Raw genomic sequence first — 23,238 nt, 5'->3', positions numbered from 1 at the left:
CAGAGCGCGTTTTTTTATATGTGATTGAAACATTAAAAGAAACTTAAAATTCCCTGTCTCCTGTTCTACAGACAAAAAAAGTGCGCTAGAATAATGGAGGACGTAGGCAAATATAGCCATAACGTTCAATATTTCGTATATAAGGAAGGATGGTCCTTTTGTTTCGGATTTTTAAAATGTCTTTTGCGGTTATTATTATTATTCTGGCGCTCGTTGCTTTTAACTATACGGAACACACCTCTGTTATCCAATCGGTCATGCTTGTATTTCTTGGTGCAGTCATGTTTATGCAGGGGCTTGAAGAGCGTAAAAAAGAAAACGACGGCTCAGGTGCGTTTAATATTTATACCGCCGTTTTCGTATGGTCTGTCTCTCTCATCGGTTTTACTCTTCATATTATATAAGTCTATTACACATCCTGAAAATGCTCGACCGTCGGGAACGGGGTATAGAACCGATGAAGCAAGGCTTTCCACTCTTGATACTCTGAAGAACCGCGAAAGCCTTCCGTGTGGTCCTCGAGTGTTTCCCACTCCACAAGCAGCAGATATTTATGTGTTTCTTCCATACATTTTGATAACGAGTGCGTGATATAGCCCTTCATGCCGGAAATAATCGGCGCCGCTTGCCGGAACGCCTCCTCAAACTCTTGTTCAAGCCCCTCTTTAATGTGAAGTATCGCTGCCTCTCTGACCATGTCATCCCTTCTTTCCTTCTTTTCAAATAGTCTACAGCAAACGACAGGAGATTTCTGCAAAATCGGTGAACCTTTTCCTTCATTTTCAAAAAAATCTTGCGCGCACCAATTCATATAAGAGAAAATAACAAGTGGAAGGCAGGGGAAAGTCATGTTAAAAAAGTGTATTCTACTAGTATTTCTATGCGTCGGATTGATTGGGTTAATCGGATGCTCCAAGACAGATTCACCAGAGGATCGCATGGAAGCATTCGTGAAACAGTGGAACGATCAGCAATTCGATGACATGTATCAGAGCCTGGCCAAAGATGTCAAAAAAGAAATCTCCAAAAAAGATTTCGTCAGCAGGTATAAAACCATCTATGAACAGGCAGGCGTGAAAAATCTGAAAGTCACTGCGGGAGAAGTGGATGAGGGCGACAAAGATAACAAGACGATGAAGCACATCCCGTATAAAGTCAGCATGGACACAAATGCGGGCAAAGTCAGCTTCAAAAATACCGCAGTGCTGAAAAAAGAAAAAAATGATGACGAGGAGTCATGGAATATAGATTGGAACCCATCGTTTATTTTCAAGCAGCTGGCTGATGACAAAACAGTGCAAATCGCCAGCGTTGAACCAAAACGCGGCCAAATCTACGATAAAAACGGGAAAGGTTTAGCCATCAATACAGATGTGCCGGAAATCGGAATTGTTCCCGGAGAGATTGGCGACAAAAAAGAAAAAGTCATAAAAGAACTCGCGAAAAAACTTGATTTGACTGAAGAAGACATCAAGAAAAAGCTGGATCAAGGCTGGGTGAAAGACGATTCGTTTGTGCCGGTCAAAAAGGTCAAGCCGGACCAAGAAAAGTTAGTGTCTGAGGCGACTTCATTAAAAGGTGTAACGAGAACGAATGTCAGCTCCCGCTATTATCCGTATGGCGAAAAGACAGCCCATTTGACAGGCTATGTCCGCGCCATTACTGCGGAAGAGCTGAAGAAAAAGAAAGACGGAGCATACAGCGATACGTCTAACATCGGCATCACCGGACTTGAAAATGTGTATGAAGACAAACTAAGAGGCGCAACTGGATGGAAAATCTACGTTCCGCAAACCGGAGAAGTCATCGCTGAAAAGAAAGCGAAGGACGGCGAGGATCTTCACCTCACCATCGATATCAAGACGCAAACGAAGCTATATGATGAATTGAAGGACGACAGCGGGGCGGCAGTTGCGCTTCAGCCGAAGACAGGCGAAACACTCGCGCTTGTCAGCGCGCCTTCTTACGATCCAAACGGATTTATTTTCGGCTGGAGCGATAAGGAATGGAAAAAACTAAACGAAGATAAGAACAATCCGTTTTCAGCGAAATTCAACAAGACATACGCACCGGGTTCAACAATTAAACCGATTGCGGCTGCCATTGGAATCAAAAACGGCACCCTAAAAGCGGATGAGAAGAAAACAATCAAAGGTAAAGAGTGGCAAAAGGATTCGAGCTGGGGCGGCTATTCAGTGACACGTGTGTCTGAGCGCCTTCAGCAAGTCGAACTGGAAAATGCCCTCATTACATCGGATAATATTTATTTCGCACAGAACGCGCTTGATTTGGGAGCAGACAACTTTACAAAAGGCTTAAAAACGTTCGGCTTTTCAGAGGACATTCCATATGAATTCCCGATCCAACAATCGTCTATCGCAAATGACAAGCTCGATTCAGACATTTTGCTTGCGGATACAGGATACGGACAAGGGCAAATGCAAATGTCTCCGCTTCACTTGGCAGCTGCTTACACGCCATTTGTCGACAACGGAGATCTCGTCAAACCGACGCTGATCAAAAAAGACTCACAAACAGCTGATGTCTGGCACAAGCAAGTGGTCACGAAGGAAGGAGCGGCAGACATTACGAAAGGTTTGAAAGGCGTTGTGGAAGACGCGCGCGGATCAGCGTATCAGCCGGTCGTGAAAGGAATCTCCGTTGCCGGAAAAACAGGAACAGCCGAGCTGAAAACATCAAAAGATGATAAAGATGGCACGGAAAATGGCTGGTTCGTCGGCTACGATTACGAAAACAAAGACCTGCTTGTCGCTATGATGATCCAAAATGTGCAGGACCGCGGCGGCAGCCACTATGTTGTTGAGAAAGCGAAAAAGCAATTTCAATCAAATTAAAAACTCTTTTAACAAGAGCGAAGGAAAAAGGGAATCTGAAACCGAATGAACTAAAAATCCAGTTTATACCCAGAAAATAGGGATTTTGCGAACGGATTTCCTTCGCGGTAAATACGCTGGCATACAAGCTTGATCAGGATCAGTGGTTCCGTATTTTTACAGCCGCACAGGGTTGCGATATACCTTAACAAAAAGCATCAGCTTAGCAGCTGGTGCTTTTTCAATATTGTCACACCGCTTGATGCCAAATTCCCATTTATAAGTGATTGAATCTCGTTTGAAAGCGTTTTATATTATAAAGAAAACCTCTCTTATTCCTCTCCTGTATCTCCTTGCGACTTCATCCGCACATCACGACTGTCTAGGAGGCCTTTTTGATGTATATGACTGCCAGAGAACAAAAGCTTTTAAAGCACTTATTATTACAAAACCGGTATGTAACCGTAACCGAGCTTGCTGAGCTGATGGAAGTCAGCACGAGAACCATTCACAGGGAGCTCAAATCAATTAAGCCGCTGATGGAACCCGTCGGGCTTACGCTCGATAAACAGCCTGGTAAAGGGTTGAAGGCAGTGGGAAGTCCCGAGAATAAACAAAAGCTGCTTACCGACTTAACATATGAACAGCATGAATACAGCGCGGATGAACGAAAGCTGCTCATTCTCTGTTCGCTATTAGAGTCTCAGGAGCCCGTCAAGCTGTACACGCTTGCCCATGACCTGCAGGTGACGAATGCCACGGTCAGCTACGATTTAGACGAGCTGGAGAAATGGATTTCTCCCTTTAGATTGACACTGATTCGTAAAAGAGGCATTGGCATTCAGCTCATAGGGCCGGAGAATGCGAAACGTAAAATTGTCGGCAACCTGATTGTGAACCGCCTCGACATCCAAATGTTTTTGGAAGCGGTTGAATTAAACATCAAAGGTAAAGCTGATTCTTCAGAGAAAATGTTCGGCGTAGTCAGCAAAGGCGAGCTGTTAAAAATGGAGCGTATCCTATTTCAGCTGAAAGAAGAAATCGCTTTTTCATTGTCCGACAGCTCTTATATAGCACTCGTCGTCCATCTGACGTATGCAATCGAGCGGATTAAGCTTGGGGAAACCATTGCCATGGAGCAAAATGAGCTTGAGGAACTGAAGAATGCGAAGGAATACAGCTCAGCTCTTGAGATCGCGGGCGAACTTGAACATGCCTTCGGCGTGACGATTCCGGAGGCGGAGGTGGGCTATATTACAATCCACCTTCGAAGCGCTAATCGAAAGTACAAAACAGAATACAAAGCGCAGGAAATCGAACTGGAAACAGCCCTGCATACAAAGCGGCTCATTGCTTTTATTTCAGACAAAATCAGAATGGATCTTACGAAAAACTATTCTTTATATGAAGGACTGATTGCCCATTTGGAGCCGGCTGTCAGCCGCATAAAAGAAAATATCGAGATATACAATCCGATGAAGGAACAGATCAAACGCGATTATTTTCTGCTTTATATGGCGATCGAAGAAGGCGTGGAAAAGTATTTTCCGGGCATGTCCTTTTCTGATGATGAGATCGCTTTTATCGTCCTTCACTTCGGCTCGGCCCTTGAAATCAAAAAAGAAGAAGCCAAAGTGAAAGCGCTTGTCGTCTGCTCAAGCGGGATCGGCTCTTCGAAAATGCTTGCTTCCAGACTGAAGAAAGAGCTGCCGGAAATTGAATCGTTTGATATGTCATCCTTGATCGAGCTGAAGGGCAGGAAAGTTCAAGCTTACGATATGATTGTTTCCACCGTTCCGATTCCTTACGAAAACATCGATTATATTATGGTTAGTCCGCTTTTAAATGAGGAAGACACAAATCAGGTAAAACAGTATATCAAACGGAAAATTCCGCTCATTCTTGAGAAAAAAAGAACGTCTAAGGAAGAGGCGCAGCAAGCTGACGTGCCTGACATGCTGGCAGCATCGGAAAGCATGGGGCGGTACATGGCCGTCATTCAAGATGTTCTGCGCCACTTTACACTTAATCAACTCAAAATAAACTCGGATCATAGCAAGCTTCTGTCAGAGCTTTTTCAACAGCTGAAGGAGGATGGCTTGATCCGTGATCCGAAAAAAGCCGCGGTTTGCTTGGCGGAGCGGGAGAAACAAGGGGGATTGGGAATTCCGGGGACGAACATGGCGCTTTATCATCTCAAAAATGATGAAATCGTCCTGCCTTTTTTCAAAATGTATGATCTCAGCACCTCTTATGAAGTGAATGGCATGGACGGAAATACCCTCAGCATGACACGCATTCTCGTGATGATGGCGCCTGGCTCATTACCTGCTGAAGGCTCGGAGATTTTAAGCGCGATCAGCTCCGCCATTATCGAAAGCGGAGAAAGCATGGCGGGGTTTCAGGAAGACGGAGAACAAGGACTGTATCAACGATTAAACCGCATATTTTTCACATGGATGAAAGAAAAAAACATACTGTAATCCCGCATGGCACACGTCAAAAAATTGGCGTGTGTTTTTATGTGGATGGTGTACAAAATGATAAAATGCGGGACTATTTTATCATTCATTAATGGAATAGTTCCAAAATGAAATAGTTTTACAAGTTATCTTTTTTGGGTTAAAATGGGTGAGGTGAGGAAGAAAACCTAACAAATTATTGAAGATTCAAGAGAATATAGGAGATGACAATATGGAAACATTACAGCATCTGATTCTGCATGACATGCCGAATAGCGAAGAAATAGAGGCTGTAAAAAGCGGAGGCCATACACTGACATATGCAGGTTACCGCAAACGGATTAATCAGCTGGCGAATGCCCTGCTGCAAAAAGGAATTCAAAAAGGCGACCGTGTTGCATTGCTTTGCAAAAACGGACATCCCGCCTCAACTATTATGTTCGCCGCGCTTGAAATAGGCGCTGTTGTCGTACCTGTCAGCTGGCAGCTCAAACCATATGAAATGACAGGCATTTTAAAAGCTAGTGAACCGAAAGCGCTGTTTTACGGAGCGGAGTTTAAAGAGAAACTGGAAGAAGTTCTTCCTGAACTGTCCTCATTGTCTGTAACGATAGCAACTGGAACAGCTTACGAAACGTCTGCTGAATTTGAAGCTCTGTTTGCCGGTCCTGATCATTTGCCTGAAACTGAAATGGTTTCCCCTGATGATACAGCGCTGCTGATGTTTACGTCCGGCACAACCGGAAACCCGAAAAGATGCATGATCACACATGGCGGCATATATAGATACGTAACAGGGGCCAAAAGTTCAACAACACGTATGAAGGGCCTGCGTTTTCTCGCGTGCCATCCGATTTATCATACGAGTGCGCTCATTTGCATCATGCTGGGAACTTTTGCAGGAACAACCTTTATTTTTACGAAGGATCAAGATCCTGTTGATATGCTGAAAATCATTGAAGAAGAAAAGATTCAAACCGTGATGGCTCTTCCCGTGTTTTACACGTATTTGCTTGAAGCATGGGAAACACACCAAACCGACCTATCTTCGCTTGTTATTTTAATGACTGGCGGAACTAAAGTGCCGAGCAGCCTGATTCGCCGCTATCTTGATATCGGCATCCCGCTCGCCCACGGCTATGGAAGCACTGAGGCTTGGGGAATCAGCACATGGATGCCTGAAATGGGAATGGATAAAGCCGCATCTGCGGGGAAACCTGTGGAAGGTGTTAAAGTCAAAGTGGAAGATCCTCAGACGGGAGAAGAACTCCCTCAAGGGGAAATCGGCGAAATCGTTGTTCACACTCCATTTTTATTTAAAGGCTATGAAGACAATCCTGAAGCGACAGCGAAAGTGCTGCAAAACGGCTGGTTCAAAACCGGAGATTCAGGCTATGTAGATGAAGATGGTTTTATTTTCATTACTGGACGCTACAAGGATGTCATTATTTACGGAGGCGATAACGTCTATCCGGATCAGGTTGAAGAAGTCATCCAGCAGGTCCCGGGAATCCTTGAAACAGCGGTGGTCGGTATACCAGACCCGCTGTACGGGGAAAAACCAAAAGCGTTTATTGTGACAAACGGCGGCCAGCGTCTAACGGAAGAGGAAGTCATCACATATTGTAAAGAACGCCTGTCCGCTTACAAAATACCCGAAGTTGAGTTCGTTAACGAACTGCCGAAAAATAACCTCGGCAAGGTGAAAAAAGACGTCTTGCGCAAGCACGCCGTGCATTCGTAATAGAAAGCCCGTCACTTCATTATGTGGCGGGCTTCTTTGCTGTTGCACAGACAGAAAGCTCAGGCTTAATGTGTTTAAATTGTAACTCAATGTCTTCGAAGCCGGCTGCTTTGAAGTCAGCAATCATCTGTTTTGCAAATGATTTTGTTCTCTCAGGGCTGGCGTCCGCTTCCCGCGGCTGCATCGTAATCGCTGCTCTGCCCCCGGGCTTTAGCGCCCGATAAATCTGTTTCACGCCTTTTGTCTGGTCATTCCAAATGGTGTAGTTGTTAACAGAAATTACTTTATCATAAAACGAGGCGGTGAGAGGAAATGTCTCGATGCTTCCCTGCATTAAGCGCACACCTTTCGATTTTACTCTGCGGGCGGCCAGCTTCAGCATCGCCTCTGACACATCAATCCCATGGAGCTGAACGTCCTTTTCACGTTTCAGCATCTGCTGCATGCAGTATCCCGGTCCGAATCCGACTTCTAAAATACTGTCCCCCCGTGTGATTCCCAGCTGATCTCTTGTCCACTGATTCAGTGTCTGATTTTCAGCAGCCATGATGTACCCGGCAATCATACCGATTACGCCCTTTGGCCTGCTGAATGTTTTAGAAAGCATGTTCATCATTCAGCAACCTCCTTTGCAAGTTATTTCCTCCTTGCGTTTCATGTGAAACATTTTTCTGATAAAGCAATGTGAAGATGCCAATCCATGTTTATCCAAAGGCTGTCTGAGGTACAAAACAAATAGACATGAAAACAAAGGAGGAAAATCATCATGGCCAATTATCCAAAAGAACTGCCGGCTCAAACCCAAAATCGCCAGCCGGGAATTGAAAGTGAAATGAATCCAAGTCCGGTGTATGAGTACGAGGATTATAAAGGAGCGGATAAATTAAAAGGAAAAACAGCGCTCATTACAGGCGGCGACAGCGGGATCGGGCGCGCGGTATCCGTTGCTTACGCCAAGGAAGGTGCTGACATCGCCATTGTATATAAGGACGAGCATGGGGACGCCGAAGAGACAAAGAAACGTGTAGAACAAGAAGGCGTAAAATGCCTGCTGATCGCTGGTGACGTGGGAGAAGAGGATTTCTGCAATGAAGCGGTTGAAAAAACGGTCAAAGAACTAGGCGGCCTTGACATCCTTGTAAACAATGCCGGTGAACAGCATCCGAAGGATAGCATCAAAGACATTACGAGCGAACAGCTTCACCGCACATTCAAAACAAACTTTTATTCTCAATTTTATTTGACTAAAAAAGCAATTGATTACCTGAAACCGGGCAGTGCCATCATCAATACGACATCCATCAACCCGTATCGGGGGAACCCGTCGCTGATTGATTATACAGCGACAAAAGGGGCGATCAATGCCTTTACAAGAACAATGGCGCAGGCGCTTGTCAAAGACGGCATTCGCGTCAATGCAGTCGCACCGGGTCCAATCTGGACACCGTTAATTCCGTCTACGTTCTCTGAAGATAAAGTCGCTCAATTTGGGCAAAATACGCCGATGGGCCGTCCGGGTCAGCCTGTTGAGCATGTCGGCTGTTATGTGCTGCTGGCTTCAGATGAGTCATCTTACATGACAGGCCAGACGCTGCATGTCAACGGCGGAGATTTTGTGACGACGTAAGAGGGAGTGAGACACATGAGCATCACGAAAGAGGAAGTAAACAGCTATTATCAAAAAGCCGGTATTGTATTAACGGATGAGGAAGTAGACCAAATCCAGCTAATGGACTACGGCTTAGGAAAAGAAAGAAAAGTCGGGCTCCAGCTCTTCGTCTACGTCAATACAGACCGTTATTGCTCAAAAGAACTGATGCTGTTTCCTGAACAGACTTGTCCGGAACACCGCCATCCGCCGGTCGACGTCCAAGAAGGCAAGCAGGAGACATTCCGTTGCCGCTACGGAAAAGTGTATCTTTACGTAGAAGGAGAAAAAACGCAGCTTCCAAAGGTTCTCCCGCCGCAGGAGGACAGAGAACACTATACAGTCTGGCGCGAAATTGAGCTTGAACCGGGCGGGCAATACACGATTCCGCCGAACACGAAGCATTGGTTCCAAGCCGGGGAAGAAGGTGCCGTCGTGACGGAAATGTCTTCGACGAGTACAGATAAACATGATATCTTTACCGATCCAAGGATATAAGGATGAGGCTTAAACAGCCCATCCTTTTTTGCATTTAAAAAAAACGGAATCACCGTTATAATGGGTAAAAAAGGAAAGAGGGCGAGGGAATGTTCACCTGCAAGGTAAATGAGCACATCACCATCCGATTATTGGAGCCAAAGGATGCGGAGCGGCTTGCCGAACTCGTTATCGAAAATCAGCAGCGGCTCGGCCAGTGGCTATTTTGGGCGGAAAACCCAAGCAGCGTTGAAACGTACAAAGAAACGATCATTCCAGATTGGCGGCGGGAATATGCTGACCTGAACAGCCTCGAAGCGGGGCTTCTATACGACGGCAGCCTATGCGGCATGATCGGCCTGCATAACCTTGATCAAGTAAATCGAAAAGCGGAAATCGGATACTGGATTGCCAAAGAATATGAAGGCAAAGGCATCGTTACCGCTGCTTGCCGAACACTCATCACGTACGCTTTTGATGAGCTTGAGCTGAATCGCATTGCTCTCTGTGCGGCTGTCGGAAACCAAAAAAGCAGAGCGGTCCCTAAGCGGCTCGGCTTTCAAGAGGAAGGAACGGCACGGGATGGCTTATTCATTGAAGGCAGGTATCATGACCTTGTCTATTACAGCCTGCTGAAGCGTGAATGGAAAGTTTAAAATAAAGGCGCATTTTCTTGTTTAAATCTTCCCCGGATGTGGAAAAGTAACAGCGGAGACGTTAAAAAGGAGTGATTCACGATGAATCAGCAAGACATTAAACAAAAGGTGCTTGATGTTCTAGATCATCACAAAGTAGGCTCGCTCGCAACGGTTCAAAAGGGCAAGCCGCATTCCCGCTACATGACTTTTTTCCATGATGGGCTGAAGATTTACACACCCACAAGCAAGGAAACACATAAAGCCGAAGAAATTGAGAACAACCCCAATGTCCATATTTTATTAGGTTATGATTGTGAAGGCTTTGGCGACGCGTATGTCGAGGTTTCCGGGAAAGCAAAGATCAACAATTCGGCAGAACTGAAGGATAAAATTTGGAATCCCAAATTAGAGCGCTGGTTTGACGGCAAAGATGACCCGAACCTGGTGATTCTTGAAATTGAACCGGAGGCTATTAGATTAATGAATGCCGGAGAGAAGACGCCAGTTTCACTCGAATTATAAAAAGGTTGTAATTGCAGGGGCGATATGTTATCATGAATTGCTAAGCAAGAATAATAAGCAAATAAAAAAGAAAGTAAACTTCTTTTTTCTGTTTGAGAGAGAAGCTTTACCGCTTCGCAAGCAGCAAACCAGCTGCCCTTATTCTTTTCCTTCATAACAAATCGCCCCTAACGATGAGATGGAAAAAAGACTTTTTTGTTTTACAATTCACACCGGCGCGGCTTCGGAGCCGCAGTGACGATTGAGAGGTAGGGCTTTCGTTGTCTTGTGTTCAAGAAAATTCCATGGTGTTTACTTTCCAGAATGATTCTACGGAACAATGCTTCATGAATCTAACCGCCCGATTTGGCGGATCATATAATCTTTATTTGCCTATAGAAAAGAATAAGACAAACCGCTCGGCGTACGCCGGCGGTTTTTTTATTGTAAAAAGCACATCGCATTGAAACCTGCTCGTCTTCTTTCCAGTCTTATCTCTAGGATGAAATTGGAGGAAGAATAACGTGCATGTCATGACAACACAAGTGCTTTTTATTTTCTGTTTTTTATTACTGATTCACTCGATAGAAACTTTAGCCTACGCTACCAGGCTTTCCGGAGCCCGCGTTGGATTTATTGCCTCCGCGCTTTCCCTGTTTAATGTCATGGTCATCGTGTCCAGAATGTCGAACATGGTGCAGCAGCCCTTTACCGGACATTTAATTGATGATGCGGGAAAAAACGCACTGGCGATTGTCGCCGGGCAGTTCCGCTTCTTGATATTCGGATCGACAGTCGGCACCCTTCTGGGCATTATCCTGCTCCCGTCTTTTGTCGCTTTATTTTCACGGGCGATTATTCACTTGGCGAGCGGCGGCGGCTCTGTTTTACAAGTGTTCCAAAAGGGTTTCTCGAAGCAAGGATTCAAAAATGCCCTTTCCTATTTGCGTCTGCCGTCTCTTTCCTATGTAAAAGGATTTCATATCCGCTTGATACCGAAGCGATTGTTTGTCATCAACATGCTGATCACATCCATATATACGATCGGCGTGCTTTCGGCTTTGTATGCAGGACTTCTGGCGCCGGAGCGCAGCACGACAGCCGTCATGGCATCGGGCTTAATCAACGGAATTGCGACAATGCTGCTGGCGATTTTTGTTGATCCTAAGGTTTCCGTCCTTGCTGATGATGTGGCAAAGGGAAAACGAAGCTATACGTATTTAAAATGGACCTCTGTCACGATGGTCACATCAAGGGTGGCGGGGACAATCCTCGCCCAGCTGATGTTTATTCCGGGCGCCTACTATATCGCATGGCTGACAAAGTGGTTGTAATAAGAAAGGCTGGATCATAAAGATCCAGCCTAAAATTATTTATATTTCCTTAACCCGCGGTCGTACAAAAAGTTTCCGAATGGGACAAAAGCGGCGATAAAGCCGGCGGCTGACCATTTCAGCGGCCATTTGACAGAGAAGGCCGCATACGCCAAGACAAGCAAATACAAAATGAACAATCCGCCGTGAACCGAACCGACAATTGTCACCGCAAGCGGAAGGCCTGCCCAATATTTCAGCGGCATGGCGATGAACAGCAGGATTAAGAGTGACATTCCTTCAATAAAACCCATCGTGCGAAGTCTTCCGATCGGTGTTTGCAGCATAAATCGCCCTCCTTGTGGACACGTTTTCATACTATATGATAAACAATCCGGAGAGCCATATGGCGGCTTTCAGAGAATGTTCGAAAAACATTCATTTTTAAATGCTTTTTCTCGGGAACTGTACTTGTCATTTACAAAAATACCCGAGATAATGTGAACAAAATCATAAAAGAAGGATGTTGAAATGAAACTTGACCAGGTTGATCTGAATATCATTGAGGAGCTGAAGAAGGACAGCCGTTTGTCGATGAGGGAATTAGGCAGGAAAATTAGGCTGTCGCCGCCATCCGTGACAGAACGGGTGAGGCAGCTTGAATCGTTCGGCATCATCAAGCAATACACACTGGAGGTCGATCAGAAAAAACTAGGGCTTCCCGTTTCCTGCATTGTGGAAGCAACTGTCAAAAACGCGGATTACGAGCGATTCAAAAGCTATATTCAAACTTTGCCGAATATCGAATTTTGCTACCGGATTGCCGGCGCGGCCTGCTATATGCTGAAAATCAACGCTGAAAGCCTTGAAGCGGTAGAAGATTTTATAAACAAAACATCGCCATACGCGCAAACCGTCACTCACGTTATTTTCTCGGAAATCGACACGAAAAACGGGCGCGGTTAGAGAGTGCTTGTTCAAGTCTGTTATAATAAAAGGATGAGCGTGAAAGAAAGAGAAGTGATCAAGCATGTCAAAAACAGTTGTATTAGCTGAAAAACCTTCAGTCGGCCGGGATTTGGCCCGGGTGCTGAAGTGCCATAAAAAAGGAAACGGTTATCTCGAAGGCGATCAATATATTGTTACATGGGCTTTAGGCCATTTGGTAACACTTGCTGATCCGGAAGGCTATGGAAAAGAATTTCAATCATGGCGGCTAGAGGATCTGCCGATTATCCCTGAGCCCCTAAAGCTTGTGGTGATCAAAAAAACCGGAAAACAGTTCAATGCGGTCAAATCCCAGCTTATCCGTAAAGACGTCAATCAGATTGTCATCGCGACTGATGCAGGCCGGGAAGGGGAGCTTGTTGCGCGCTGGATCATTGAAAAAGCGAATGTCAAAAAGCCGATCAAGCGGCTGTGGATTTCATCTGTGACAGATAAAGCGATCAAGGAAGGCTTTCAAAAGCTGCGCAACGGCAAAGAATATGAAAATCTGTATCATTCTGCCGTCGCCAGAGCGGAAGCGGATTGGATTGTGGGAATTAACGCGACCCGTGCGCTCACCACAAAATTCAATGCTCAGCTCTCCTGCGGCCGTGTGCAGACACCGACGCTTGCGATGATTGCAAAGCGTGAAGACGACATTCAAGCGTTTACGCCGGTTCCGTATTATGGCATCCGCGCCGCGGTTGATGGCATAACGCTAACCTGGCAGGATAAAAAAACAAAGCAGACGAGAACGTTCAATCAAGACGTAACAAGCCGTTTGCTAAAAGACATCGAAGGAAAGCAAGCGGTCATCGCTGAGCTGAAAAAAACAGCGAAAAAAAGCTTCGCGCCTGCGCTTTATGATTTAACGGAGCTGCAGCGCGACGCCCACAAACGCTTCGGATTTTCCGCCAAAGAAACGCTTTCTGTGCTGCAAAAGCTGTATGAGCAGCATAAGCTCGTCACATACCCGCGGACAGACTCAAGATTTTTGTCCGGAGATATCGTTCCGACGTTAAAAGACCGCTTGGAAGGCATGGAAGTAAGACCGTATGCCCAATATGTCAATCAAATTAAAAAACGCGGCATCAAATCCCATAAAGGCTACGTCAATGACGCGAAGGTGTCAGACCACCACGCGATTATCCCGACCGAGGAGCCGCTCGTTCTCGGCAGTCTAAGCGATAAAGAACGAAAGCTGTATGACCTGATTGCGAAGCGTTTCCTTGCTGTGTTAATGCCGGCATTCGAATATGAGGAAACAAAGGTCATCGCAGAAATCGGCGGAGAAACCTTTACGGCGAAAGGCAAAACCATTCAGTCGCAAGGGTGGAAAGCCGTTTATGATATGGCGGATGAAGATGACGAGCAGGAGGATGACAGAGATCAGACACTCCCTGCACTTCAAAAAGGCGATACTCTTGCCGTGCGCGCCTTAACTGAAACAAGCGGCCAAACGAAGCCGCCCGCCCGCTTTAACGAAGGGACCCTGCTGTCAGCGATGGAAAACCCAAGCGCCTTTATGCAGGGAGAAGAAAAAGACCTCGTCAAAACGCTTGGTGAAACAGGCGGCCTCGGCACGGTGGCAACACGGGCCGATATTATTGAAAAACTGTTCAACAGCTTTTTAATAGAGAAAAAAGACAAAGATATTTTTATTACTTCTAAAGGAAAACAGCTCCTGCAGCTTGTTCCGGAGGATTTGAAATCACCTGCCTTAACAGGGGAATGGGAGCAAAAGCTGTCAGCTATCGCCGCCGGGAAATTGAAATCGGCTGTCTTTATTAAAGACATGAAGGCTTACGCTAACCAAACAGTAAAAGAAATCAAAAACAGCAGCCAGACTTTCAGACACGACAACATCACGGGAACCGCATGTCCGGAATGCGGCAAAATGATGCTGAAAGTAAACGGCAAACGCGGCACGATGCTTGTGTGCCAAGACCGTGAATGCGGAAGCAGAAAAACAGTTGCCCGAAAAACAAACGCGCGCTGCCCGAACTGCCATAAAAAAATGGAGCTTCGCGGCCAAGGCGAGGGCCAGACCTTCGCGTGTGTCTGCGGTCACCGTGAGAAGCTGTCCGTATTCGAAAAACGAAAAAACAAAGATAAAGGGCGCGCTTCCAAACGGGACGTTTCCTCTTATATGAAAAAACAAAATAATAAAGATGAGCCGATTAACAACGCGCTGGCAGAACAGCTGAAGAAACTCGGTTTGGACAAATAATAGAAAAACCTGTGCATATCGCACAGGTTTTTCTATTAGACTTAGGTCCTGTTTTTTAAATGTTCAAAAAGGGAAAAAAAAGCTAGCAATCCGCATTTTTTTCTTTTATAGTAAATGTAATTTGTAACATGGCAGTCATACTTTCGTCTATATATTTGTGAGCGTCTGATTCGCTTCAGGCGACAAAGGGGGATTTGCCTGTGAGGCATTTGTTAATAGCTGTCATCTTATTCTTCTTATCTATCGGACTTTCCGCAGGGTGTGTTGAAGCTGGAAATAAGGTCCAAAATCAGTCGGTGTCAGAAGTGAACGCCAGCCCGCTTCAGCCGGCGGAGTATTTCATTTATCACAATCTAATGAATGGCCAAGGGCTGATCAAAACCGATTTTTCAGACCAGCCTTCTTATTTATCAGAATCACTCGGCCTGTGGATGGCGTTTTTAGTCAGCAAAAATGACGCCCCGCATTTTCAGGAGCAATATCAGCATCTGGCTGATTCATTTCTGATGAGCAATCACTTGGTGACGTGGAAGATTCAAAACGGCCAAGCGAGCGGAACGAATGCGCTGATAGATGATATGAGAATTATGCTGTCCCTTGACCAAGCCGCCGCCAAATGGGGCCGCAGCGACTACGCGCAAACGGCCCGGGATATCGGCACGGCTTTGAAGACATACAATATGAACAACGGGTTATTTACAGACTTTTACGACTCACAGGCCGCTTCAAAGGATGTGACGCTTTCATACGTCATGCCCGATGCGTTAGCTGTCTTAAAGAAGAATGGAATTATAGACGAGGAAACAGAACAGCGGAATGCCAATGTTCTCTATTCGGCTCCTTTAAAAAATGGCTTTCTGCCAAAGGTATACAGCTCGGAGACAAAGGAATACACATATGATAGTGAGATCAATCTGATAGATCAGCTGTACGCTGCTTGGCATTTGCCGGAAGGGGATGAAAAAGCCGCTGTTTTAGCGGACTGGATCAAGCAGGAATTTCAGACACACGGAAAGCTGTACGGACGATATTCGGCAGATACGAAGGAGCCTGCCGTCAACTATGAGTCGCCATCCGTATACGCATTAGCCGTATTGTTTTTAACAAAACAATATGAAGACAGTTCAGTCACCAAAGCCATATATGACAGAATGAATGACTTTGAAATTCTTGATCCGGTGAAATCGTATTATGGAGGCTATATGAGCGGCGCTCAGACGCATTCTTTTGACAATCTGCTGCCGCTGTTAGCCGAAAGGAAGCTTTTTAATGAAAATATCATTCAATAAATCACAAAAATTATTTGCTTATTTTTCAGGGCTCGTTGCAGCCCTGTCTCTGTTTATTTATTATGTGTCAGCCCAGCAATCGGAAGGCGCTCTGATCCTTTGCATCACGTTTGTCGTCATCGCCGCAGGCATATGGTTCGGGCCGATTTACGCATTGGCGGTAACCTTAATCGTCCTCTTTGTTCTCGGCACCTTAATGATGTTTTTTCAGACTGGACAGGCTGCGCTGTTTCCGGCTGAGGAAGGGTTGCGAATACTTGTCGTGTGGGGAATCGCGCTTTTGTTGTTTTCTTTTATATCGGGAAGAATTCATGATATTGCCGCAGAGCTAAGGCATTCAGTTGCACGGCTTCAAGCCGAAATCAAAAGCTTTGTCGCTGTTGACAGAGTGACCGGATTTGATAACAAGCAGAGGATGAAGCTGGAACTTTCAGAAGAAATCAAGCGGGCGGAACGCTACGGAAATTCTTTCGTGTTTTTGCTGCTTCATATGCATTACTTCAAAGAGTTTAAGTCTTTGTACGGTGAAAAAGAAACGGACCGCCTTTTCCAATATGTCAGTCAGCAAATTAAGACAAGCGTCCGGGAAACGGATAAGAAGTTCCGCCCCTCTGACGAGCGTATCGGGATTGTGCTGACGCACACGCCCGCTGAACATATGCCGGCCGTTCTGACAAAGCTGAAAAAACAATTGGACACGTATCAGCTGGCAAATGGGAAGTATGTGTCGCTCACGTTCCACGTCTGCCATTTGCCTTACCGCAAAGATATCAAAACAGCCGATCACTTTTTAGAAGAACTGGAAAACGAGATGATGATGAATGAACTATAAAGGAATCACGCTGCTCTGCATTACAATGCTTCTGCTTTCAGCTATTGCGTCTTTTCCCGTTTCCGCACAAGCGAAGGAGCGGGATGCCGGGATTCTCATCATCTATTCAACCTTGGACGGCAAAGAGTCATCTCAAGTCAAAATGCTCGATTTGCTTGCGGGCCACTTTACATCCCATGTGACAGTCAAAAAAGATTCGGATGTGGAAGCGTCCGATTTCAAAGGCAAAGACCATGTGATGTATTACGGCCAAACGAAAAGAAAGCTCGGCAAAAAACTGGTGTCTCTGATCAGCAGCGTCAAAACACCTGTTGTCGCCATCGGCTATAACGCAGGCCAAATCAACCAATTTTCCGGGCTTTCATTAATCAGCAAAGAACATGTATATCAGGTTCACAGCAGGTCGGAAAAGGCCGATGTGTCTCTGGAGAGCGGGCTTAACGTGCTGAGCGTATCAGGCCTGAAAGGAAAGTCGCTTTATACCTTTAAAGCTGATGACGGCAAAACGCATTCTTTTATATGGAAAACAAAAAAAGCGAATGTGTACATTGGATTAACGAATTTGTTAAATGACAATTTGATCGTGGCGAAACAGCTCAGAGAAGCTTTCGGAGAGGAAGCGGGGACAACGTTATTGTATTTGCGTCTCGAGGATATCAGCCCGATGTCTGATGAAAAATTGCTGCTTCAAGCCGGTACATATCTGCATAAGAGGCATGTTCCTTTTATCCTGGCAGTGATTCCGGTTTACTTGAATCCGGAAACTGGCGACAAAGTGTATTTGTCTGATAAACCGGAGATGGTCAAGGTGCTGAAAAAGCTGCAAAGCATGGGCGGCAGTATCATTGTTCACGGCTATACACACGCCTATCGCTACAGTGAAACAGGCGAGGGCTTTGAATTCTGGGATGCAAAGGCGGATCAGCCGATTACATCTGGAAATGCCGAAGCCACCCCGTCCATTCTGGAAAAAGAACGGGACTTTCCGAACGAACAAGCTTATAACAGCTATTTGACACCATTTCGGGAAAAGGAAGAAACGTATACAAAGCAAAAACTGACGCGTGCGATTGAGGATTTGACATCATCGGGTCTCTACCCGCTGGCGTTTGAAGCGCCGCATTACACGATGTCCGAATATGGCTATCAAATCGCCTCGCAGTATTTTACAAGCATTTTCGGGCAGGTCCAGCTCAGCGGCACAACGTGGAAAACATCCGGTGCGTCTCCGTATGTGACAACTCCTTCGATGCTGGATGGAATGACGCTGTATCCGGAAACGATCGGCTTTGTCGATACATCAAAACAAAACCCGCTCGGCGATATGGAAGAGCACATCGCCCAGATGATTGATTTTGAAGGCGGAGTAGCCGGTGGGTTTTATCACCCGTATCTTGGAATGAAATATCTGCCGGAGCTGGTTGATCAGATGGAACGCATTCCAGACAGTGAATGGCTGGATTTAAAGAAAACGAAACAAACCGTCAAAACAGACAAAGTTGAAATTCATACAAGCGGTGACGGAACGATTCAGGTGAAAAACGGCGTAAGCGCCATTGACGAGTTTTTCGATCATCATCGGCAAACTCCTCTGGAAAAGGCGTTATGGATTCTCTCCGCGATCGTGCTCTTATTTGTCGTCATGTTTGTCAGTTATACGTTTTACTTGAGAGCCACATTGAAAAAACGAATTTTTAAGGAGAGAAGAAGCCTTGGGTAATACGCTGTTCTTTATCTCACTAAGTTTAATTTGGGTCATGCTTCTCTACCACATGTTTCTCATGCAGGGCGGGTTCCGCCACTATATGACCTTCGAACGGAATATCCCGAAGTGGAGGAAAAACATGAAGGAGCTGCCAAAGGTCAGTGTCCTTATCCCGGCGCATAACGAAGAGGTTGTGATTCGGCAGACGCTGAAGGCGATGGTCAACCTTTATTATCCGAAGGACCGGCTGGAGATCATCGTCGTTAATGACAATTCATCAGACCGGACGGGTGATATCGTCAATGAATTTTCCGAGACATACGATTTCATCAAAATGGTGATCACGAAGCCGCCAAACGCAGGAAAAGGCAAATCCTCCGCGCTTAACTCTGGTTTTGCCGAATCGAACGGCGATGTGATCTGTGTATATGACGCCGACAACACGCCTGAGAAAATGGCCGTGTATTACCTCGTTCTCGGCCTGATGAATGACGAAAAGGCAGGCGCCGTGGTTGGGAAATTCCGCGTCATTAATGCGGCAAAAACGCTGCTGACGAAGTTTATTAATATCGAAACGATCTGTTTTCAGTGGATGGCCCAAGGAGGCAGATGGAAGTGGTTCAAAATCGCCACGATCCCGGGCACCAACTTCGCGATCCGCAGAAGCATTATCGAAAAGCTCGGGGGCTGGGATGACAAAGCGCTTGCTGAGGATACCGAGCTGACCATCCGGGTGTATAATCTCGGCTATCACATCCGCTTTTTCCCTGCCGCCATCACTTGGGAGCAGGAGCCGGAAACGTGGAAGGTGTGGTGGCGCCAGCGCACCAGATGGGCACGCGGCAATCAATATGTCGTACTGAAATTTTTGGCGCAGTTTTTCAAACTGAAACGAAAACGGATTATCTTTGATTTGTTTTATTTTTTCTTTACGTATTTCCTGTTTTTCTTTGGCGTGATCATGTCAAATACGATATTTGTCGTCAATTTGTTTTATGATTTGCATTTATCGGTCGGGTTTTTGGCAATGGTCCTCTGGATCTTGGCGTTCTTCTTATTTATGACAGAGGTCATGATTACGTTGAGCATTGAAAAAACAGAAATGAACAGGCAAAACTTTTTTATCGTATTTCTCATGTACTTTACATACTCGCAGGCATGGATTGTGCTCGTTATCTATTCTTTATTCGTAGAAATCAAGCACCGTTTATTCAAGCAGGAGGTCAAATGGTACAAAACAGAACGATACAATCAACATAAAAGCGGGTGACCTTTTTGAAACAAATAATGATTTTTCTCACAAGCTTCATGCTTCTGGCGATGACCGGACAAGCGGCTTTAGCCAAAGAGGTGCAGGTCAGCGGTTCGCTTCTCGGAAAAAGCAGCCAAGAACAAGCCAAACAGCAGGTGCTGACAAGCGACCTGATGACACTGTACGGATCAAAAGACAGCGCGGAGCTGACGTATCAGATTCCGGCAGGCGCCTCTTCTGGCAATCAGCAATTGGTGATTGAATACGAGGCTTCAAATCTTTTAATTTCTCCATCATCGTTAACGGCTGTCATTGACGATGAACCGGTCAAAACGGTAAAGCTCAATGGTGATACCAAACGGAAAACATTGAAGCTTAACCTGAATAAAAGCCAGTCTGCCCAGGGCTATCACAACGTATCGCTGAAATTTTACGGCGTAATGAAAGAGGGCGTCTGCGTCAGACAGGATACGTCCGGCAACTGGATCAAAATTTATCCGGACAGCCGCCTGACGCTGGCGGACAGCAGTGAAGCAAAGGGAACGACGCTGGACCATTATCCATATCCTTTCGCCCAATCGGGAAATACAGCCGAGGAAACCGCCATCGTCATTCCGGACGACCCAAGTTCGGCGGAAATTGAAGCAGCAGTGAAAACAGAAGGCTATTTGAAAACGGCCGACAGCAGTGTCACCATTTCGTATGTCACGGAATCTGAACTGAAGAAAATCGACAAGCCGACGATTTTCATCGGAGTGGACAAGCATTGGAACGGAAAGGTGAAAAAGCTGATGACACAAGCCGGCTTACAGGCAAAAGGAGAAAAACTTCTGCTTGCAGAGCGGGTGCTGAAAGCAGAGAGCAAGCAGCAGCCGGTTCTGTTTGCGCAAGCCGCATCCGATGACGTGCTCACTGAAAAAATCAGTGTCATTACGGATCAGACTTATACAGGCCAGCTCAGCGGCGATACACTCTCAATCAGCAAGCTTAAGCAGGCTGAAAAAAAAGAAAGCAATAGGCTGACCCTCAAGAATTTTGGAGCGGATGATATCACAATTGGAGCTGACAAAACATCTTCAGCACATTATTTTTATCCTGCATCGGCGGTTTTAGATGAAAACCAATCAGCGAAGCTGTCGCTTAAGCTGAAAAAGTCCGAAACGATTCAAGCTTCAACGGCCGAAAACGAATCGGCTGCTCAGGCTGCAGAACTGAAAGTCATGATCAACGGCCAGCCGCACTCGGTCCGGCTTGATGATTTAGGGAAAGAAGATAAAAACGGATTCTATCATGCCATGGTAAAAGTGGATCCTAAGCTGCTGCAAAAAAACCGCTACATTGATATTCAGTTCGTCACAACTGGGTTAAAGGAAAACAATCCTTGCAACACCGCTGACGAAGAAAAGTGGGTCTTTATCGATAAAAACAGTACATTGTCTTACACCGTCAAAGGCATGTCTCCGTCAGCGGATTTTCAAGAGTGGCCGCTTCCTTACGCCGGAAATCAGGAACAGGCAACGCTGATCGTGATTCCTGACACCGTAAACCAATCGAAGCTTGAGGAGCTTTCTCTCGTAACCGAGTCCTTTGGCAGCGAAGCGCAGCATTCATATACGGTGAAGAAATCCTCTGACGTAACAGCAAATGATGCCAAAGGACGGAACCTCATTTTCTTAGGGGGCATCAATCAATTTTCTCTTCTGAAGGAGAAATCATCAGAACTGCTTGTGCCGCAAGCGAAGAACGGCTCGTTTGATGTATCAGGTTTTGAAATGGTGAATGAGACAACAAAACAAGTGGCATTTACCCAAGCATCTCTTTGGGATACACGCTACACAATGGCTGTCTTTGCACCGTCAAAAGGAAAAGGCGCGGCCGTCACGAAAGAAATCATCAACTATCTCAACAGCACCGATGACTCGGCAACCGTCGTTAATGAAACAAACAGCCAGCAGGTGTTTACAAACCACCAGCAGCTCAAATCAGAAGCAAACAGTTCCAGTGAAGAGCAGTCATCACAAGATAATGGCCAGAAATGGCTGTATATTGGTGTGCTGGCACTCATTATGGTGATTGCGGCAGTGTTCATTTGGGTTGCCGTACGACGCAGAAAAAGAAAGGTAGACAGGGGATAGCACGTGAAGAATGATGTCTCTATCGTTCTCCATTCATTTGGATACAACACTCATACAGAGTGTTGTATTTTTTTAGGGCTTATACATGAAAACAGGAAACAGAGCCATCCTAAAGCGTATAGATGAATTGGAGGGATATAGATGTTTTTCCATGTGAAAGAGTTACAATATAATGCCAAACCTGACCGGCCAGACCCCGTTTACGCGAAAAAATTGCAAGAAATATTAGGCGGACAGTTCGGTGAAATTTCTGTCATGATGCAGTATTTATTTCAAGGCTGGAACTGCAGAGCTGATCAAAAGTACCGTGACATGCTTCTTGATATCGGCACAGAAGAAATTGCCCATGTGGAAATGCTGGCAACGATGATAGCTCAGCTGCTTGATAAAGCGCCAATTGAAGAACAAGAGCAAATGGCTAAAGATCCTGTCATTGGAGCTGTAATGGGAGGGATGAATCCTCAGCATGCCATCGTAGGAGGTTTGGGGGCTAAACCAGATGATAGTGTGGGATACCCTTGGACAGCCCGATATACGATTGCAAGCGGAAATCTGCTCGCCGATTTCCGTGCAAACCTTAATGCTGAATCGCAAGGCAGGCTGCAAGCTGTCCGTCTATATGAAATGACAGATGATAAAGGTGTGAGGGATATGCTGTCCTTCCTGATTGCAAGGGACACGATGCATCAAAATCAATGGCTGGCGGCCATTCAAGAATTGGAGGAACGTGAAGGCGTGGTTGTCCCAAGTACATTTAACCGTGAGTACGAAAAACAAGAAGTTTCCTATTCATTCATGGACTGCTCTAAAGGAACTGAAAGCCAAAGCGGTCGCTGGGCGTCAGGGACTAGTATGGATGGAAAAGGAAATTTCGAATATGTTGGGGAGCCTGAGGCTATGGGCCAAAAACCAGTTCTCAAGCCGGCGCCTCCGTACGTTCACGGCACAATGCCGGCCGACGGCGCATCATCGCTGGAATATTAATGAAACATCATTGGTTGCCGACGATGTCTTGGCAGCTGGTTATTGCTAACGTGATGATTGAAAAAACGGGCTAGCATACCATCCTTTACAGCCAATCGGCCTTCTTTCTCAGAGTCCGCTGTTGTGAAATAAAGGACATAATGAATGCCGCACTGCCGTATCATTTTAAAAAGGAAAGCAACTATGACCAAGGGGAAAACGACCTTG

Annotated in this window: 20 protein-coding genes and 1 pseudogene; 18 read left to right on the top strand and 3 right to left on the bottom strand. The window is 45.8% G+C overall.

The features are described 5' to 3' along the window. Nucleotides 1-158: 158 nt before the first annotated feature. Nucleotides 159-404 carry a YczI family protein gene (locus tag V6D41_RS19415; protein WP_087993006.1) on the top strand — a complete coding sequence of 82 codons (246 nt, stop codon included), beginning with the start codon at nt 159-161 and terminating at the stop codon, nt 402-404. Nucleotides 405-409: 5 nt separating this feature from the next. Here V6D41_RS19415 and V6D41_RS19410 read toward each other — a convergent pair whose 3' ends face one another. Further along, nucleotides 410-697, bottom strand: a complete 288-nt coding sequence (locus V6D41_RS19410) for an antibiotic biosynthesis monooxygenase family protein (protein WP_087993005.1) — start codon at nt 695-697, stop codon at nt 410-412. Between the two features lie 151 nt (nt 698-848). Between V6D41_RS19410 and pbpC the strand changes: the two genes are divergently transcribed. The 4 genes and pseudogenes from pbpC to V6D41_RS19390 all read left to right on the top strand — a co-directional run bounded on the left by pbpC (nt 849) and on the right by V6D41_RS19390 (nt 7,040). After that, nucleotides 849-2,855, top strand: coding sequence for a penicillin-binding protein 3 (gene pbpC, locus V6D41_RS19405; RefSeq protein WP_333519361.1), 2,007 nt, complete (start codon nt 849-851; stop codon nt 2,853-2,855). A gap of 89 nt (nt 2,856-2,944) precedes the next feature. Further along, a pseudogene (locus tag V6D41_RS19400) lies at nt 2,945-3,043 on the top strand (aldo/keto reductase); the annotation flags it as partial. Nucleotides 3,044-3,232: 189 nt separating this feature from the next. Next, the gene (mtlR, locus tag V6D41_RS19395; RefSeq protein ID WP_333519360.1) at nt 3,233-5,317 is read left to right on the top strand and encodes a mannitol operon transcriptional activator MtlR; all 2,085 of its coding nucleotides are present in this window, start codon (nt 3,233-3,235) and stop codon (nt 5,315-5,317) included. Nucleotides 5,318-5,528: 211 nt separating this feature from the next. Next, nucleotides 5,529-7,040 carry a class I adenylate-forming enzyme family protein gene (locus tag V6D41_RS19390; RefSeq protein WP_333519359.1) on the top strand — a complete coding sequence of 504 codons (1,512 nt, stop codon included), beginning with the start codon at nt 5,529-5,531 and terminating at the stop codon, nt 7,038-7,040. A gap of 19 nt (nt 7,041-7,059) precedes the next feature. On the opposite strand, the gene V6D41_RS19385 is transcribed toward V6D41_RS19390, so the two are convergent. Continuing rightward, nucleotides 7,060-7,656, bottom strand: coding sequence for a class I SAM-dependent methyltransferase (locus V6D41_RS19385; protein ID WP_333519358.1), 597 nt, complete (start codon nt 7,654-7,656; stop codon nt 7,060-7,062). Between the two features lie 150 nt (nt 7,657-7,806). On the opposite strand from V6D41_RS19385, the gene V6D41_RS19380 reads away from it, so the two are divergent. The 5 genes from V6D41_RS19380 (at nt 7,807) to amj (ending at nt 11,638) form a co-directional block, all read left to right on the top strand. Then, on the top strand, nt 7,807-8,667 hold the full coding sequence (locus tag V6D41_RS19380) for an SDR family oxidoreductase (RefSeq protein WP_333519357.1): 861 nt from the start codon (nt 7,807-7,809) through the stop codon (nt 8,665-8,667). A gap of 15 nt (nt 8,668-8,682) precedes the next feature. Further along, entirely contained in the window at nt 8,683-9,186 is a 504-nt protein-coding gene (lyxE, locus tag V6D41_RS19375) for a D-lyxose ketol-isomerase (protein ID WP_333519356.1), read from the top strand. Between the two features lie 89 nt (nt 9,187-9,275). Further along, nucleotides 9,276-9,821: a GNAT family N-acetyltransferase gene (locus V6D41_RS19370; protein ID WP_333519355.1), complete on the top strand. Its 546-nt coding sequence runs from the start codon at nt 9,276-9,278 to the stop codon at nt 9,819-9,821. A gap of 81 nt (nt 9,822-9,902) precedes the next feature. Continuing rightward, on the top strand, nt 9,903-10,325 hold the full coding sequence (locus tag V6D41_RS19365; RefSeq protein WP_087992998.1) for a pyridoxamine 5'-phosphate oxidase family protein: 423 nt from the start codon (nt 9,903-9,905) through the stop codon (nt 10,323-10,325). 503 nt (nt 10,326-10,828) lie between these two features. Then, nucleotides 10,829-11,638, top strand: coding sequence for a lipid II flippase Amj (gene amj, locus V6D41_RS19360; protein ID WP_333519354.1), 810 nt, complete (start codon nt 10,829-10,831; stop codon nt 11,636-11,638). 35 nt (nt 11,639-11,673) lie between these two features. Here amj and V6D41_RS19355 read toward each other — a convergent pair whose 3' ends face one another. After that, nucleotides 11,674-11,964, bottom strand: coding sequence for a DUF3817 domain-containing protein (locus V6D41_RS19355; RefSeq protein ID WP_019257503.1), 291 nt, complete (start codon nt 11,962-11,964; stop codon nt 11,674-11,676). A 184-nt stretch (nt 11,965-12,148) separates the two neighbouring features. Between V6D41_RS19355 and lrpC the strand changes: the two genes are divergently transcribed. The 8 genes from lrpC (at nt 12,149) to V6D41_RS19315 (ending at nt 23,031) form a co-directional block, all read left to right on the top strand. Next, nucleotides 12,149-12,583: a transcriptional regulator LrpC gene (lrpC, locus tag V6D41_RS19350; protein ID WP_333519353.1), complete on the top strand. Its 435-nt coding sequence runs from the start codon at nt 12,149-12,151 to the stop codon at nt 12,581-12,583. A gap of 64 nt (nt 12,584-12,647) precedes the next feature. Further along, nucleotides 12,648-14,834, top strand: coding sequence for a DNA topoisomerase III (locus V6D41_RS19345; RefSeq protein WP_333519352.1), 2,187 nt, complete (start codon nt 12,648-12,650; stop codon nt 14,832-14,834). A 200-nt stretch (nt 14,835-15,034) separates the two neighbouring features. Continuing rightward, entirely contained in the window at nt 15,035-16,123 is a 1,089-nt protein-coding gene (locus tag V6D41_RS19340) for a glycosyl hydrolase family 8 (protein ID WP_333519351.1), read from the top strand. Beyond that, nucleotides 16,104-16,955, top strand: a complete 852-nt coding sequence (locus tag V6D41_RS19335; protein WP_148963029.1) for a diguanylate cyclase domain-containing protein — start codon at nt 16,104-16,106, stop codon at nt 16,953-16,955. The genes V6D41_RS19340 and V6D41_RS19335 overlap by 20 nt, the downstream gene beginning before the upstream one ends. A 10-nt stretch (nt 16,956-16,965) precedes the next feature. Further along, nucleotides 16,966-18,675 (top strand): DUF2334 domain-containing protein, encoded by a 1,710-nt coding sequence (locus tag V6D41_RS19330; RefSeq protein WP_333519362.1) that lies wholly within the window; start codon nt 16,966-16,968, stop codon nt 18,673-18,675. Then, nucleotides 18,668-19,930, top strand: a complete 1,263-nt coding sequence (locus V6D41_RS19325) for a glycosyltransferase family 2 protein (protein WP_333519350.1) — start codon at nt 18,668-18,670, stop codon at nt 19,928-19,930. The genes V6D41_RS19330 and V6D41_RS19325 overlap by 8 nt, the downstream gene beginning before the upstream one ends. Before the next feature lie 5 nt (nt 19,931-19,935). After that, nucleotides 19,936-22,047, top strand: coding sequence for a cellulose biosynthesis cyclic di-GMP-binding regulatory protein BcsB (locus V6D41_RS19320; protein WP_333519349.1), 2,112 nt, complete (start codon nt 19,936-19,938; stop codon nt 22,045-22,047). Nucleotides 22,048-22,188: 141 nt separating this feature from the next. Beyond that, nucleotides 22,189-23,031 carry a manganese catalase family protein gene (locus V6D41_RS19315; protein ID WP_333519348.1) on the top strand — a complete coding sequence of 281 codons (843 nt, stop codon included), beginning with the start codon at nt 22,189-22,191 and terminating at the stop codon, nt 23,029-23,031. Nucleotides 23,032-23,238 lie beyond the last annotated feature (207 nt).

The organism is Bacillus sp. 0102A, assembly GCF_036765155.1.
Taxonomy (GTDB): domain Bacteria; phylum Bacillota; class Bacilli; order Bacillales; family Bacillaceae; genus Bacillus; species Bacillus subtilis_G.
The sequence above is the reverse complement of the archived record's forward strand: the minus strand, read 5'-3'. Positions and strand labels throughout refer to the sequence as shown.

Coding starts and splice junctions, on each gene's coding strand:
- V6D41_RS19370 (WP_333519355.1), top strand. CDS start 9,276: ATGTTCACCTGCAAGGTAAATGAGCACATCACCATCCGATTATTGGAG.
- V6D41_RS19365 (WP_087992998.1), top strand. CDS start 9,903: ATGAATCAGCAAGACATTAAACAAAAGGTGCTTGATGTTCTAGATCAT.
- V6D41_RS19380 (WP_333519357.1), top strand. CDS start 7,807: ATGGCCAATTATCCAAAAGAACTGCCGGCTCAAACCCAAAATCGCCAG.
- pbpC (WP_333519361.1), top strand. CDS start 849: ATGTTAAAAAAGTGTATTCTACTAGTATTTCTATGCGTCGGATTGATT.
- mtlR (WP_333519360.1), top strand. CDS start 3,233: ATGTATATGACTGCCAGAGAACAAAAGCTTTTAAAGCACTTATTATTA.
- V6D41_RS19385 (WP_333519358.1), bottom strand. CDS start 7,656: ATGATGAACATGCTTTCTAAAACATTCAGCAGGCCAAAGGGCGTAATC.
- V6D41_RS19355 (WP_019257503.1), bottom strand. CDS start 11,964: ATGCTGCAAACACCGATCGGAAGACTTCGCACGATGGGTTTTATTGAA.
- V6D41_RS19390 (WP_333519359.1), top strand. CDS start 5,529: ATGGAAACATTACAGCATCTGATTCTGCATGACATGCCGAATAGCGAA.
- V6D41_RS19335 (WP_148963029.1), top strand. CDS start 16,104: ATGAAAATATCATTCAATAAATCACAAAAATTATTTGCTTATTTTTCA.
- V6D41_RS19345 (WP_333519352.1), top strand. CDS start 12,648: ATGTCAAAAACAGTTGTATTAGCTGAAAAACCTTCAGTCGGCCGGGAT.
- lrpC (WP_333519353.1), top strand. CDS start 12,149: ATGAAACTTGACCAGGTTGATCTGAATATCATTGAGGAGCTGAAGAAG.
- V6D41_RS19410 (WP_087993005.1), bottom strand. CDS start 697: ATGGTCAGAGAGGCAGCGATACTTCACATTAAAGAGGGGCTTGAACAA.
- V6D41_RS19315 (WP_333519348.1), top strand. CDS start 22,189: ATGTTTTTCCATGTGAAAGAGTTACAATATAATGCCAAACCTGACCGG.
- lyxE (WP_333519356.1), top strand. CDS start 8,683: ATGAGCATCACGAAAGAGGAAGTAAACAGCTATTATCAAAAAGCCGGT.